Raw genomic sequence first — 16,185 nt, 5'->3', positions numbered from 1 at the left:
CAGGAAACGGGATCCTTTCCACCAAACACACAGGCCGATGATGCTTGTGTAAAACCCGCAATGCATGCTGAAGTCAAAATAAATCTAAAGATATACCTAGTCATTACGATTCTCCTTAATAATTTTCTAAAATAATATTGATTGCTAGTTTATTATTAAAATATCTTGATATACCAAATAGCAAATTAAATTCCTCAGAATAAATTTTAACCTGAAGAACATATGTGATCACGGGTAGGAACTTATGTTTTATTTTTCTATTTTTCAACTACCTAAAATAGGGAACGATACTCTAGGGTTTGCGGCGAACAATATCAGATAATATCAGGCCTTTGTGATCTTTGGACGAAGAAACATCAAGTTGCAATGAATGTCGTCACAGCTAGCGCGGTCAATGGCGTGAGCCCTCCAATAAAAAGAAATTCATTTCATCTTGGCACCCTCACTGAAAGGAGATCGGCGGAAAACCTGCGCTATGACCGTAGTGATAGAAGAAACCTACAGACTGTTATCGAATTTTAAAGGAGGAAAGACATCGTTCCGAACACCAGTAAACGGGAGGAGACACCGGCCCATGTCCACAGGCGGTACAAAATTGTCTTTTCGCAATTTCTACTAGACATTTATAGGAATATATCCTGTCGCCCAAATTCACTAAAATGATGCTTGTCTCCCCCTACCCGCGTAGGAGGAAAACGGGAGAATTTGAGCTGTACAAGGAACCAGTACAATGATTGCTTCATTTTTAGACGTATCACTTGCATCCACAGTTGTTGGTGAAAAACTTGCATTCAAACGGTCAAGTGAGCTGTGTAGCGACAATAGCTGCGGAACCGCAGCCTGTTCCAGTTGTGGGCAAAGTGGTTGCCTTCAATAGCCCGCTTACGCAGCGCATTGCCTGAGTGGCGCAGTAGCAATCGGTCTGTGTGGGGACCGCAATAGAAGTGGTTAGTACACTTCCGGTTTTTGCACAATTCTAGTCGCGCCAAACGCCACTCAGCTCTGCAAGCACTGACGATTCGAAAGTCTTTTCACGGCCATTTTCTTCAGCTAGCCAAAAACAAACTTCTGGATGGCACAGTGATTGCTGATGTGTACCCTCGGGACCTGGCCCGTTGTCACTGATTGGTTATGAAAGTAGCTTTATTGACTCTCCCTGAGCGAGAGCGTTGAGATCTTTCCGTTTCGACGTGTTGTCTCCTAGCGAATAACCTGCTCATGAGCACAATCCCATGATTTCGATATTTCTCGAAGAAACCCCCGGTCGCTTCTCGTGAAAACAAACAGCCGAATATTCGAAAATCAAGCTTTTTCGACTATATATCAAGGGATCCTCGTCGATCGAATAGCTGAAATCAGGTCGGCGTCGCCAGTTGTTATCTCTGATGACGTGTTGGACGATTTGATCCAAGAATCGTACATGCCAGTTCTTCGAACGTTATGGGAGCGCATTCTAATCCTCGAGCTTAATCATGCAGATAAGCGAGAAGTGCTCGAAGGGACAACAGAGGAACAGCGTTTTGACTATTTTTGCCGAAATCTCTTGAAGCCAAACAATCTCCACGCGCTTTACACCAAGTATCCGGGCCTTCAAGCCATTTGGCCACCACAATCCACGCTTATCGGAAGGAATCTTATCACCCTTCTGCGACGCATCGAGACTGATCTTCATGAAGTCGTCCGTCAGTTGGTTGGAAACTGTTCAAAACTCGTGGTTCGAAAGATAACCCCTGTAGGTGATTTTCATCGCGGTCTCCAATGCGGAGCTCGCATTGCTTACAAACTGGATCAAAGTGAAATTTTAACGCTCTATTATAAACCTCGGAATTTAAAAACTGATGTTGGATATGGGCAATTTGTCGATTGGTGGAATAAACGAAGCGCAATCACCCATAAAGCTCCAAGGGTCGTCGACAAAGGGACTTATGGGTGGGTCGAGGCTGTCCGCCATTTTGAATGTGCACCGGGTGGCGCCCATAACTATTACCGACGTTACGGTTCACTCCTAGCGATCGCTTCAGTGTTTGGTTCCACGGATCTTCACATGGAAAACGTTATTGCCCATGGAGAATACCCGGTCATCGTTGACCTGGAGACGCTATTTTCCTGCACACCGACGGTAAAAAAGGACAATCCCAGTTATTATCACTCCTATGCTTCGCTCCTGTTGCCAACTCATGCCGTAGAAGATCAAGTCGAAACAAGCCCGCTAAGTGCTTCGCCGCAAGCGATGACGGATTTGAAAGCCACTTTCAATCCGCAACGGCGGAAGAGTACACTTCGGATGGAAGTGACTCCATTTGTTACAGGAATGAATGAGGCTGAGGTGTGGGAGGATGGTCAGCTAATTGATTTTCGTGAATATCGAGCTGAAGTTATCGACGGATGCCACGAAGCTTTAGAGGTAATTTATCAAGATAAGAAAATTTTCTGTGATGCAATAAGCGCGATTTTCCAAGATGCAAGTGTCCGCGTGATATTCAGAGCAACAGAAGAATATTTGAAAATTATATATAATTCTGGCCATCCGGTCACGCTGCATCAGAGCACAATGCAACGGGACGTAAATGTCCTATGCGAGGATTATTTTGACTATACAGTACTTCATTCAGAGATTACAGACTTATTAAACGGTGATGTGCCTTATTTTGAGGTATCATTTAATGGATGTCATATCCGTGACGGCAAGGGCGCACTCATCGACATTCCTCTCCACCACTCACCCAGGTATAAATTTGAGCATCAATTAGACCGTGACGACACCGAAGTTGCGAAGCTGCTTGCCGAAGATATTGAATACGCTTTTTCCGCATACAACGTACGCATCGGGATGAAAACTGGGCACACTCCGAACATCTCTAAACAAGAGACCACGCCAGAATATACGACCAGCAAGACTTGGTTTAATGACTGCTCAATCCACGCGATGGACCAGATTAAAGCGAAGATGTGCCGGCACCGCGATATTATATACTGGCGTCAAATCAATGCGTTTGAAGACAAGGCTGTGAGGGCCGGCATCAGTGAAATTTGCCTTTACAATGGGCTAGCCGGTATCGCGTTAGCCTACAACGTTATTGGCGGGCGCGTCGGCCGACCGGACTTCTTGGCGTTAGCAAAGCAGATATCAAAGCAGATCCGCCAGCAATTGACATTTCTGCAATATGCATCACTCGGAGCCTACATCGGTACCGCAGGGACAATTTGGGCACTCTGTGAAATTGAAAAACACAGCTTAATCCCTGTTATGAAGACTTTAGAGACCGAGCTTTCGAAGCTTAGCTACACTTTGATAACCACCGATTACCGGAGTTATTTTCAGATGGATAACGTATCTGGGGTCGCAGGTACACTGGAGATGTTGATCCGCCTACACGCGCTTTTAAGCGAGTATCCAATTTCCGCTGCTATTCAGCGTATCGCCGAACTGGCCTATCGCGTTTTGCTGCGGCGAGCACCAGACTTGATCCGCGAAAATACGCTTATTGGATATGCCCATGGCACGGCGGGTGTTTCCTCTGCGTTAGCCGACTACATGACGTATTTTTCATTTGAGGACCCGCAAGCAAGAAAACTAATCGAATTCAATGTCTTGCGCGAGACTTCGCTAAGGACCGAGCTAGGTTGGCCCGATCTCGACCACGATAATATTCGGACTTCATCGTGGTGTCATGGAACGAATGGTTTCGGGTTCTCGAGGAGATCGATTAGACCATTTATGTCTCAGACCGGCTATGATGAAGACATGGCTATTGTCAGAAATCGAATTGGTACCCGATATCAATCCTTATGTCTTTGTCATGGACTGAGCGCCGACTATTATCTCGCCAAAGTTTTGGGTTGGAGTGAGGAGATAACGGTTCTTGATCAACTGCGTGATGAAATTAATCGAGGCGGGTTACGCACGGACTTCGGATTGACAAACTTTGAGATGGTTGGTGCTATGAACGGTGTGAGCGGCGTGTTTATCGGCGACCACATCCTATAGTGGAAGAAAATCTCGGTTACGGCGGTTTTCCTTAGCAATTGTAGTACGCGAACAGAAATCCCACATTCTAGCTGAGCGAATTGAGGGATATCGATCGAGGTCCCCAATCGATATTATTGGTTCGACGGCATTTATTCTGCAACAGTATACGGTCAAGGCATAGACACAACTCGTCGTTGCGGATCAGGTTGTATTTGAGTGCTATCGATATTTGAGTGAAGCAAATTGATTGTGAAAAAGGAGTTTAAAATGCTATCGAAGAATTACAGCGAAGAAGCCGCCCAGTTTGTAGTGGGGAAGCGAACAACGATAACTGCAGTAACAATCCAGTGTACGTTCAGTGAAACGTGCGGAGGGGTTAATTCGGCGGTATCGTGCTTGGATTGATCAGTAAATTTTACTGTTGATCTGGAGAGCAAAATCTACCAAACGCCCCTGTCCTGTTAACAGGGGCGGCATTCGCGGTCTATCTCATACCATCCCAAACACATCGGGCGGTGTTTTGAAAAATGGTCGGTTATGACCTAAAAGACGGATCGTCTAACTCGTCCAAGCACTCTGCTGAACAAGATCGTCCTTTTGAAACACACGCCATCGTCACACGTGAACGCCTTGCTCACAAGCATATTGTTCTAATTGTTGATGGCTCAGAATCATTCGACACAAGGCCCCTGTGGTGCAACGACCTCAAGGTGAAACTACAATTCTATGCAGACAACCGATTTTAACCGTTACGCGGTTGTGATCATGCCATTCGTCAAACCGGCACGTCGGTTCGTACTTGAATTGTTGTCGTTGCCCGAAATTCTTTGATAGTGCCCCGCAAAAGAACATGCTTCAAACTCACTGGAAGGTTTTGCCATGTCTTCGCGGATGCTCCTGCAACTCTCCCTCCTTTCTGTGTTTTCCGCCAATATATTTCTCGCAAATAATAATGGTGCGCAAGCGGAAGACCTCGCCTTGAAAGATGCTGTGTCGATGGCCGGCATGCAACTCTTCCTCAATTCCGGCGCACCTGGATTGATAATCGCCGTAGTGCAGGGAGATAACACGGTTATTCAGGCATACGGGGAGACGGCGCCAGGCAGCAACGTCGAGCCCGACAGACATTCAATCTTTCGCATAGCGTCCGTTTCCAAGGTCTTCGCTGGCGACGCACTCGCAGCACTTGCAGCAACTGGCAAACTCAGCTTGACGGATCCGTTGGCAAAATATGCGCCAGACGGGACTAATGTTGAGAGGAACGGTCGACCTATAACACTTCTTGATTTGGCTACTCACTCGGCTGGTCTACCACGAGAGTTACCAAATCCGGACGTTAAAATCACTGATAATCCGTTTGCAGCTTTCGATCGCGAATATTACTGGAAATGGATCGGAAGTAATCAGCCCGCATACGCGCCTGGTACAACGACGATCTATTCGAATCTGGGATACGGCCTTTTGGGCGACGCCCTCGCTAAGGCTGGTGGCGCTGATTATTCAACTGTCCTCGCCCAAACCGTGATAAAGCCGGCCGGCCTCACTGATACGACGAATGTGTTGGACGAAACTCAGAAACAACGCTTGATGACGGGGCTTGACCCATTCGGTAAGCCGGATCCAAACAACCCTGTTCCCGAAATCATGTACGCCAGCGCTGGTATTTACACGACAGCAGACGACATGGCGCGTTGGATGCATTGGCATCTTGAAGGAGCCGCGCAGTCCAAAGAGGCGTTCTTGCTCGATCATACGCTTTGGTTACCCTACGACGGTCTTAAACATGTGGTGGGAACTGAAGTCACAGCTGGCGATGGCATGGGACTAGGCTGGGTTGCCACGATGCCCCGAAACGAAACGCCGTTTCTGCTAGGAAAGAGCGGCGGGCTTGGAGGGTTCATGAGTTACGCAGTTCTGTCGCCCCAACGCAAACTCGGCATATTTGTCGTTGCCAGCCGGGTAAACTTTGGCATGTTCGAAAATATTCATTCCCAGGTGCGCGAGTTAGCTGCTGAACTGGCGCGTTAATCATGCAGTCGTCCACAAGATCAATGTTCACCTGCATCAGCAGGTGCTGGACCTTCGCTATTTATCAAAAGATATTCAGCATTGTCGTATTCGGTGCCACAGCGTCATTTATGGTGACTACGACGAAAGTATCCGCGCAGGAAAAGAGGGATATTTTTAAGACTGAGATTTTTTTAACACCCTATAGCAAATTAGGCGATACGGGCGAGGCAGACGGCTATCCGCGGCTGAACGGCCAGCTTTTATTTATGGCTGGCTATACTGGCTATTTTGGCATTGATGACAGTAACCACCAGATACCTCGGTCGCACTGGAACAGTTTACAACCGACGGCAGAAGCAGCGCTTGTCTGGCAGCTGTCGCCACACTTCTCGGTACTTTCCAAAATCACCATTGACTCTTCCGAAGAAGCTACGAGGGACAATGCTTTTTCCGATCTCGGTATTGTTCTAAAAAACTTATTTGCTTCGTACACCAGCGATAATTTTGCACTTTATGGCGGCAAAATGGATCTGGGGTTTGGGGACGGCTGGCATGCCATCGATGGCCTCTATAGTGGTTTTACCGAAGATTTTGCGTATAAAGGCTCCTTGGGACTTGGCGGTCGTTACACGTTCAACACCGAGAATTGGGGATCTCACTCTCTAGCTGGTATCGTGTTTAAACACGATGACACGGTTCTCAGCCGTCGTCTGAGCCTCAATGACGGCTTTATATTCGCCACACATGATCAGCCGCCAGCATTTAGCGACGACTTGAACTCTTTTGTGCTGTCGTATGACTTCCGTAATGTTCCGGGCGTTAAAAGCATATCTGGCGGCGTGGACATCGGGCGGCTTTCAGCAGAGCCGGGTTCAGATGAAGGTTCCAGCACGATTTCCGCCCGGCTGCGCTATGATACCGCCTTGTCTGACAAGTGGGGCTTGAGCTGGTTTAGTGAAGCGACCTATTCCACTGGGTTTCGCTTGACACCTGTTTCCAATGGAAACGCTGTCACTTCAGTATCGCTCACCTATGATCGATGGCAGTTCGTCGCAACAAGTGCAGTGCGCAAACTTTCGGGCAGGGAGGATAAGTTGGCACCATACGGCCTTCAGCCCGACGGGGATTGGGGCGTGGCTGGAACCGTTACCTACGTCACGCCCATCGGAATTATCCTGCAAACTGGGCTGGTCCATCAACAAGATCAGACTGTGACTGTCAATCAGGGCGTTTTGCGCCTTGCTTTCCAAAAGGAGTTTTGAACCAGCCATGAGAACCAGAGCGTCGTTCATCGCTATTGCCTTCATCGTCGCGTTTAACTGCTCGACTGCCGCCGAAGCGCAGTCTGTTTTCATTCAGAACCGAACCAACCCAGCAGGTGACGTCGTGCAGATTCCCGAGGGGAGTACCGACAAAGCCGTCAAAGCCTTGCCTGAAATCATCGCTGACGTGATGAAGCGCAGTCAAGTACCTGGCCTGGCAGTTGCTGTTGTCAGTGGTGGGAAGACGGTTTTTGCACAAGGTTACGGCAAACGAGAGATGGGTAAAGATGGGACGGTTGATGCGGGCACCGTGTTCCAGATCGCCTCAATTTCAAAGTCGCTTTCTGCGACGATTGCTGCAATCGCCGTGACGAATGGTGCTGTTGAATGGGACGATCCGGTTTCCAAACATTTGCCAGACTTCAAATTGAGCAACAGTTATGTCTCGGAGCGCGCGACAATCGGGGACTTTTTCGCTCATCGCAGCGGTTTACCCGGCACCGCTGGAGATGATCTCGAGGACCTCGGCTTTAAACGTAATGATGTCCTTAAACGTTTGAAACTTCTGCCGCTCGATCAGTTCAGAACCTCATATCATTATGCAAATTTCAGCACGACGATTGGAGCAGAAGCAATAGCTGCGTCAATGCATCAGCCATGGGACAAGCTGGCGGATGAAATGCTACTGAAACCGCTTGGAATGACAGCAACCAGTTATCGCTTCTCCGATTTCACTGCAAAAGACAATCGTGCGGCGTTACATGCGTATCAGAATGGCTCTTTCCTGCGATTGGGCTCGCGAGACGCGGACGAGCAGGCCCCAGCTGGCGGTGTGTCGTCCAATGTCGTCGATTTAGCTGAATGGTTAAAACTACTTCTTGAAAATGGTGAGTATGATGGAAAGCGCATGATCGCTGAAGACGCGCTCGTGCCCGCGCTTTCACCACAGTCGTTTAGTGCGCGCGCGCATGATACCTCGTCACGATCGGGGTTTTATGGCTTTGGTTTCAACGTGAACACGGAGCTTGGTGGTCGGCCGTCCATGGGTCATTCAGGAGCATTTCTGCTCGGAGCAGGAACGGCATTCAAGATCGTCCCCTCCGCGGGTATTGGTATTATCGTACTGACCAACGGCGCGCCGGTTGGCGCTGCTGAGTCAGTCGTTGCTCAATTCACTGATATAGCCCTTTACGGCAAACCTTCTCGCGACTGGTTTGCGGCCTATAATGGAGCGATGAAGGGCTTTTTTACGCCGCAAGGCGACCTGTCTTTCAAAGAGAAGCCAGCAAACCCTTCGCCTGCAAAGCCTCTTGAAGCTTATACCGGTGTTTTCGAGAATCCCTATTTCGGCAAGACTACAATCAAAGAGAGCAACGGAGCGCTAATACTGGTTCTGGGTCCGAAACAAATGGAGTTTCCATTGCAGCATTGGGACGGAGACATTTTTTCTTTCGTTCCAGTCGGAGAAGCCGAACTCGTTGGTTCTCTCGCGTCAATTAGTTTCAAGGTCAAACAGGATCGAGCACAAGGCTTTACTATCGATTTTTATAATAGTGATGGCACAGGTCAGTGGACCAAAACGCAGCAATAGCAGTCAGGATGTTATGGGGCCCAGCATGAAGGCCCCATAATCAGACAATCACCACCTGTAGTGGAGAGCGCCTTTTCCTGCATAGCTGCTGTCTGAGCCGGAAAACTCAGCGTCGAAACCGGCACTGAGCGATAGCCCGCTCTTCCAGAGCATCTCACCTGAAATACCCGCAAGGGCGGTATCGCGTGACAGAGAAGCTCCATAAACCTTAAAATCCGTGCCTTCAAGTTCGGGTATAGATACAGATAAAGCGCGGCGATTGTTGAAATTTCGAAGCCACGCAGCCTTTCCTCGAATAGTGAGGAGCCCATCGTTGAAAGGAAATGATTGGTCAACACGTATGCCGATTTCGCTTCGTCCGACAGTTTCATGTCTCGACGCGAAGCTTAGAGCATAAGCGCTTTGCCCGGCATCGGCGCTTTCTGAATAGGATGGTAGATCGAAACTTACGAACTGTCCTGCAACATAGGGTGCGATACCAATGTGAGATGTCTGAAAGCGGTAACCAGCTTCCAGACGCCCTGACCCCGCCCCCGCATCATATCCAGCATGTAGCCGATCCGCCCCATTCAGTGCAACGATGCGGTCCGTTTCGATGTTTTGCCAACCATAAGCGAGTGCCGCATTGACATAAAGATTTCCGACTTCATGGCGACCGTAAACGCCGAGCTGGAATAAATCTGAATTGCCACTGCCAAGACTGTCGGCAAGGCTGAAACTGCTACGGCTACCCGCTATTGCAAACCCGACAGACGTTTCGGGGTATATCCGATAATCTGCGCCTACAGCCAACCCTGCAGTCTTGCTGACTAAGTCATGGGATCCAACAAATCTGTTCGCACTCAATTCCCGCTCAGAGCCGAAGCCTCCGCCCCACACATTCCAGCGTCCCACAAGAGGGCCAAAAGGCTCTGTTGAGGGCTTGCCCATAAGAGTCGACGGGTCCGTCATTGTTCCCATAAACTGGCCCATTGCGTCCACTGTCGTTTGTTGAATTGCGGTGGCCAATTCGCCAGAAGCAACCGTTAAACCCTTCGAATCTAGTCCACCATAAGCCAGAGGGATTTGGCCGTTTCTTTCAAAGTAGTCGACGAGAGCCGCCGACAAATTGCGTTGGTTTACGTTGAGGCCACTGAGATTGAGGGTCAGATCAAGGTATACATTGTCTACGTCGTAGCTCAAATTCGAGGTAAAGCTAGTCGGCAGGTCAGTTGTCAACTCCTCGCCGAAACGGCTCTCTTTGATCCCACCTACCGCATTAAGGATCGTGTAGCGGCGCATGACATACTTGTCAGCTGCGAAGGTTGCTAATACTGTCGCCCCGCCAAGATCGGCCTCTCCCACGACATTCGCGCGATCGGCGTCTGAACCAGACACCTCAACAGCGTAAGTTGACCCTCTAGAGAAGCTCAGATCGCCGTTAACGGTTAACGTTCCGATGGAATTGCCGGGTGCAAGGGTGCCCCCATCCACGTAAGTTGTCGGTACTACGCCGGTTCCGCCCAATTCACCATTCTCATAGATGGTGACCTGTGATGAAGACGCAATCGAGCCATTTACGGCAAGCCTCCCCTCATAAATATTTGTGGCGCCCAAGTAACTGCTGTCGGCAGTGAAATTGGTTGTACCCTCTCCAATCTGCAAAACATCACCAATTCCGGATATTCTTCCTGAGAATGTCATGTCGTTGGAACGGTTGAAGGCGAGTGTGCTGTTGTTAATTACATCCCCATGGATACTGCCAGCCTCACCGAGACCAATCACCAACATGCCAGCTGCAACTGCGGTACCCCCGCTATAAGTGTTTTTGCCAGCAAGCACAGTGATGCCATCGCCGATTTGTCCAAACGACCCTGAACCGGAGATTTCGCCCTTCAATACAACGGTTCCCAACCGATTGACGTTGAACGCCCCGTTGTTCTCGACATTTGCTGCAAGCGTGCCCTGTTCGCTGCCATCGCCCAGTTGCAATGTACCAGATGCAACTGTTACACCACCTCCATATTGATTTCTGCCGGTGAGAATAAGGGTGCCCGTCCCCAATTGCTCAAGTTTTCCATCGCCCCAAACCTGGCCGCCAAAATTCAAGATGTCCAAGCGGTTAAACGCAAGTATGCCATTGTTTTGGATATTTCCGCCAATCGAGCCTGATGTCCCACCGTCGCCGAGTTGAAGACGACCCGAAGCAATCGTCGTCGAGCCTGTATAGCTGCTATTACCAGTCAGAACAGTGGTTCCAACGCCGATCTGCTGTAGAGTGCCAGAACCGCTAATTATTCCATCGTATTTGATTGTGTCAGAACGGTTGAAGGCTAATACACCGTCATTACCGATGTCACCGATCAAAGATCCTGAAGTGCCGCCATTTCCAATTACTAAAGCACCAGATATAATCTCAGTACCACCACTGTAGGAATTTGTGCCAGTAAGTACAGTTACACCATCGCCGATCTGACTAACTGTTCCGCTGCCAGAAATACTGCCCGCGAACAAAACTGCATCGGAACGGTTGAAGAGTAAAGAGCCGTTATTGATGATATCTCCTTGAAGCCAGCCAGTTTTCCCACCGGTTCCCAGTTGAAGACTTCCCCCGGCGATCGTCGTACCGCCATAATAAGCATTGTCAGAATTAAAAACAGTCGTGCCCGTTCCCGCTTGCACAAATGCACCCGTTCCTATGATGGAGCTTTCGAAGCTGTATTGATCCGAGCGATCGACAACTAATGTGCCATCGTTCAATATACCGCCTATAATCGATCCACCGGTGCCGCCATCGCCGATTTGCAAGGTGCCGCCAGTAATGAATGTTCCACCAGTATAGGTATTGTTACCTGTGAGGGTCGTAACGCCAGGACCCGATTGGATGAGCGCACCCGCACCCGAAACCACGCCAGAATAGTTAACGCCGTCCTTCCTGCTAAAAACGAGGCCGCCATTATTGAAAATATCGCCGATTATCGAGCCTGTTGTTCCACCATCGCCAATTTGCAAGAGGCCGCTTGTAATTGTGGTGCCGCCACTATGGTTGGCATTGCCACTCAAAATAAGTGTACCTGCTCCTTCCTTGTTGAGGCTGCCGCTCCCAGAAATATCGGATTTGAGATGAAGTGTAGTATCAAATAAAGTATCAATTGTGGCCTCATTTGCCACCTCAATGTCGCGTGAAAGACTGAAAGTGCCAAGAGTAGCTAGCGTTGAACCGTCGATTGCAATAGGCGCGACCCCGGGTCCGATATTTTGCGCCGCCACTATAGCAAGCGTGCCACCAAGTATCTCCGTCCGGCCTTGAAAGTAGTTGTTACCAGTAAGGACAAGAATTCCATCGCCGGTCTTTGTGAAATTGCTGTTTGCGCCAACGCCTATTATATCGCCAGCAAAAGCAGTGTCAGCGTCCTGATTGATGGTGAGGCTTGCATTATCAATGGAGACCGTGCCACCGCTTCCAAAGAGCGAGCTCATGGTCACCGAATTTCCGTTGAGATCAAGCAGTCCGCCCGTCAAAGCAAAATCGGTCATGTCAGGAATCGCACCTGGGCTATCGGCCATCATACGAAGCGTGCCCGCTTCAATAAGCGTTCCCCCCGACCAATTGTTCGCAGCGTTTCCAAGCAGCAAGGTGCCGCCGCCTTGTTTGACCAATAAACCCGATCCGGTGATAGCGCCCGACATTTGCAGCTCTGTGCCGTCCATCACGTCGAACGCTGCTTCATCCGCCAATGTCACGACTCTTGCCATTGAGAGATTGCTGGTTGTCTGAAACGAGCTGCTATTGATCGTAATGCCGTTGCCGGCTGATCCCAAATTGTTGTCAGCCGAGATCTGCAGCGTGCCGCCACTGATTACGGTATCACCAGTGTAGTTGTTTGTTCCGGATAGGATGAGCAATCCGTCGCCTGTTTTCTCGAAACCTTCGTGACCGCTGATAGTAGAGGCAATCGTAGCGGTTTCTCCGGTGAGCACGCGAAGTTCCGGAACAGCGATGGATATGCCATTACCTGAGTATCCCACAAGGTTCAGAGAACCACTACCAGCGAGGGTGTAATTGCCATGGACGAATTGCAGACCAACAGCGGTCTGCGCTCCGTCTAACGTAACGGTACCCCCGATACCTCGGAAGACTGCTATGCCGCTACCCCAACTCGATCCGGTTCCGCTGCTACCACCAAGCGGATCAAGCCAATTTTGTTCGCTTCCAGACCAAGTTCCATCCCCACCATCAAGTGCGGTAGCGCTTCCTCCCCAAGTTTGGAGAACATTCAACCCGTTTGGCTGAACGAGGAGATCAACCACATTGGGCGCATAATCAAAGGTATAGGAGTAACCGAACGGGCTGCTGTCGGGTTTTTCGCCCACTAGCAAACCGTCGTTGGTAGTTGTAAGCGTTCCACTGTAGCTCATCAGCCGGTGATAGCCGATCAGCCCTGTGTCTGACGTACCAATGACATTCAGCGTTGCCCCATCCAGTTTCAAATCGCCTTCGATCTTTAAGGCAGCGGCCTTACTCGAGTTAGACGTCCCAAGGTTAAAATTAAAACTTGCACCGTATTTCAGATCGAGATCGCCATTGATCGTTAATGGCGTTTGCAACCCGGCTGCAATTGTACCGCCATTTTCCACGGTTGTGTCGCCGAGCGTACCTGAACCGATGAGATTGCCACCGGCTTCAATCTTGACTGTGCCATTGAGCGCAGCTGCTCTTTTTAACACGACGGTACTGTTGGAAATACTGGATTGCCCGGAAAACCCCGCCAAGCCTTGTCCGTCTATCGTGGTAGTACCACCCAGGAAGTTAATCTCTCCAGTCCCTTTGACGTCGGTGTTGAACCCGTAGTCGTTGCGGTTATGATTAATATTGAGCGTTCCTTCACTGCCCAGAACTACATTTGCCTGAACTTTTCCAGGTGCCATTGCGTTTTGTCCTGCACGCGCGCCGATATTCACTACGCCCTGTGCCCCGTTTTCTCCAACCCGTATGATGTTGGTGTTTGGTGCATGTCCGATCGTTGCGCCATTTGAGACCGTTAGAGAGCCATCGCCAATAGAACCTACATTGATATGCGCAACGTCGAGTACCGATCCCACTCCATCGACCAAAAGCGTAGCTATATCGCCGCCCGGATTGCCTGCCCCGATCTGCATGTTCTTTCCGAAAACCGCGCCACCATCGGAGATTGAAAGGCGACTACCTATATTTGCCGAGCCGTTAACATGCAGGACTGCATCCTGCCCGCTTACCGCGAGCGCGTTCTGAGAACCGGCGATGATTGCGGCTGTACTTCCCACCGATAAGTCGCCGTTGACAGTCACTCTGCCGCCATCCGCAATCGTCAGCGTGTCGTTGCCAAATCCAGAAACACTTAGTGCGTCATTGACTTTGAGGCTGCTATTTGCCCCCTCTATCCTGAGCATGGCCGTATCGCCCTGAGATGACCCGATTACGACATTGTCTGCCTTTAACTGAGAATTGGTGGACAGCACCAATGTTCCGCCATGCACACCAAGGTCCCCATCAAACGTTTGCGATGATCCAGTGAGAGACCATGTGCTATTGTCGCGCTTTTCTAGGGTGTTGAAGCCCTGAAATCTTGTTTCGAAGCCGGACAGATCGAATTGCGCGGCTTGCGCGCCACCAAAAGCCAGTGTGTTAGAATTCGATGGCTCGGCCTTCACGTTGCCTTTGAAACTATAGCCGGCGCCGAGTACCAGCGTGTTATTGCTGCCGGTGAACTGAACTGCATCGGCATAAGTCCCATCCGTGTTCTGTCCTCCTGCGATTGCACCAGCATTATAAAGGGTTGCGCCTTCGGTGGAAAAAAAGACGCCAACGCCCGCAGTCCCGTTGCGCCCGTTCGTACCAGTATACCACCAGCTCGGTGGATTGGACGATGTCGTGGGGGCTTTACCGCCGGCCCCTCCACTTCCACCTGAAATTGTGGCTCCAGACAAGTTGTTAACCGTCGCGCCTAGAGTTCCCGTATTTATCGAGATACCAATTCCACCATCACCGCCATCGCCACCATTGCCACCTGTATCTGCGCCACCACCACCGCGCCCCCCGTCTCCCCCTGTGCCACCGATGATTGTGCCAGAATTGGTGACTATTTGAGAACCACTGATTGCAGTAATGCCGTTGCCGCCACTGCCACCATTGCCGCCATCCGAAGCCGTATTACCACCAGCCAGACCTGCGCCACCATGTCCGCCAGCACCACCTTCTATTTTAACGCCGTTTTCAATCACTAAGACGGACTGTCCGGAGACACTGATAGCGTCTCCTCCTCCGCCCCCATCACCACTGCGCCCCCGCCCGTGGTCAGCGTGTCGTAGGGTGCACTTGGAATAGAAATAGGGCTGGAACATTCGATCTCGCCTTCATCGTCTTCACAGACCATAATGCTGCCGCCGCTATTTTCATCGGCATGTTGCCCCGAGATCCCTCCGACCCCGCCTTGACCACCGGCGCCACCCAGAACCAGACTTCCGCTCTCAACGGTTAGATCATAGGCCGTAGCAATTCCAATTCCACCACCGCCGCCGCCGCCACCGCCGCCACCGCTGCCTCCTTCACCAGGCGTGACAGTGAACACATTCCAGACGACGACCCCGTCGCCGCCTTGACCACCCGCGCCGCCCGCGCCGCCCGCACCCCGATGATTGTCTGGCCGACAAGAGTTTTTGCTGGTGCGGTTAAAATCACACCAGTACCACCACCCCCGCCTCCGCCGCCACCGCCACCGGAGGCGCCGTTGCCGGTTGCAAAAACACTTTGTCCTTCTTTTCCGATTTCCCCGCTCCCCCGGTTCCTCCGTCAAAAGCTTGGATCAGTGAATAGTCGGAAATTGTGGGACCTGAATACCCAATGGCACCATTGTTACCCGCTCGACCGCCTTGCGCACTTCTCGCACCTTCACCGCCGTCTCCGCCACCAGTTATCGATGCGTTCCTACCGTCGTGTTTGCCGCCGGCAGCGCCACCAGCACCACCACCACCACCGCCGCCACCGGAATTTGCTGTCGAGCCCGCACCTTCCCCGCCAGGATTACCTTTGGCATCAAAATGCGAAGGTGGGGTGCCTTCAGCGCCGCCTGCACCGCCACCGCCGGACGTTTTCTGTGCGAATGCTGTCTGGGTCAGAGATGTGCTCGCGATCACAGCCGCAACTCCGACAAACGCAAACCATGCGGGTCCAGATAGACAAGAGCTCACGTAATGGTCCCTTGAGCGTCGGCCAATCTTGTATATGCGATAGTCTAGACTGCCCGATTGTCCTAGAAGCTTTGCACCAGTCTTTCCGATCAAGGTCAAGTTACGCATTCATGGTCCCCGAGAGCGTCATCATCAGAATGCAATTT

Annotated in this window: 7 protein-coding genes and 2 pseudogenes; 5 read left to right on the top strand and 4 right to left on the bottom strand. The window is 50.6% G+C overall.

Features of this window, described 5'->3' with window-relative positions:
• Positions 1-1,273 precede the first annotated feature (1,273 nt).
• The 4 genes and pseudogenes from lanM to KMS41_21265 all read left to right on the top strand — a co-directional run bounded on the left by lanM (position 1,274) and on the right by KMS41_21265 (position 8,833).
• The gene (lanM, locus tag KMS41_21280; protein ID QWK81086.1) at positions 1,274-3,988 is read left to right on the top strand and encodes a type 2 lantipeptide synthetase LanM; all 2,715 of its coding nucleotides are present in this window, start codon (positions 1,274-1,276) and stop codon (positions 3,986-3,988) included.
• Positions 3,989-4,861: 873 nt separating this feature from the next.
• Positions 4,862-5,998, top strand: coding sequence for a D-alanyl-D-alanine-carboxypeptidase/endopeptidase AmpH (ampH, locus tag KMS41_21275; protein QWK81148.1), 1,137 nt, complete (start codon positions 4,862-4,864; stop codon positions 5,996-5,998).
• A 134-nt stretch (positions 5,999-6,132) separates the two neighbouring features.
• A pseudogene (locus KMS41_21270) lies at positions 6,133-7,242 on the top strand (hypothetical protein).
• Positions 7,243-7,249: 7 nt separating this feature from the next.
• Positions 7,250-8,833: a serine hydrolase gene (locus tag KMS41_21265; GenBank protein QWK81085.1), complete on the top strand. Its 1,584-nt coding sequence runs from the start codon at positions 7,250-7,252 to the stop codon at positions 8,831-8,833.
• Between the two features lie 48 nt (positions 8,834-8,881).
• Here KMS41_21265 and KMS41_21260 read toward each other — a convergent pair whose 3' ends face one another.
• Positions 8,882-14,779, bottom strand: a complete 5,898-nt coding sequence (locus KMS41_21260; GenBank protein ID QWK81084.1) for an autotransporter-associated beta strand repeat-containing protein — start codon at positions 14,777-14,779, stop codon at positions 8,882-8,884.
• Positions 14,780-14,825: 46 nt separating this feature from the next.
• On the opposite strand from KMS41_21260, the pseudogene KMS41_21255 reads away from it, so the two are divergent.
• Positions 14,826-15,050 (top strand): annotated as a pseudogene (locus KMS41_21255) (hypothetical protein).
• Between the two features lie 22 nt (positions 15,051-15,072).
• Here the strand turns inward: KMS41_21255 and KMS41_21250 are convergent.
• The 3 genes from KMS41_21250 to KMS41_21240 are packed head-to-tail and all read right to left on the bottom strand — an operon-like array spanning position 15,073 to position 15,985.
• Positions 15,073-15,420 carry a hypothetical protein gene (locus KMS41_21250; GenBank protein QWK81203.1) on the bottom strand — a complete coding sequence of 116 codons (348 nt, stop codon included), beginning with the start codon at positions 15,418-15,420 and terminating at the stop codon, positions 15,073-15,075.
• Positions 15,327-15,530, bottom strand: a complete 204-nt coding sequence (locus KMS41_21245; protein ID QWK81083.1) for a hypothetical protein — start codon at positions 15,528-15,530, stop codon at positions 15,327-15,329. Before KMS41_21245 ends, KMS41_21250 begins: the two co-directional genes overlap by 94 nt.
• Entirely contained in the window at positions 15,527-15,985 is a 459-nt protein-coding gene (locus tag KMS41_21240; protein QWK81202.1) for a hypothetical protein, read from the bottom strand. Before KMS41_21240 ends, KMS41_21245 begins: the two co-directional genes overlap by 4 nt.
• Positions 15,986-16,185 lie beyond the last annotated feature (200 nt).

This window comes from Ochrobactrum sp. BTU1 (genome assembly GCA_018798825.1).
GTDB lineage: Bacteria > Pseudomonadota > Alphaproteobacteria > Rhizobiales > Rhizobiaceae > Brucella.
The sequence above is the reverse complement of the archived record's forward strand: the minus strand, read 5'-3'. Positions and strand labels throughout refer to the sequence as shown.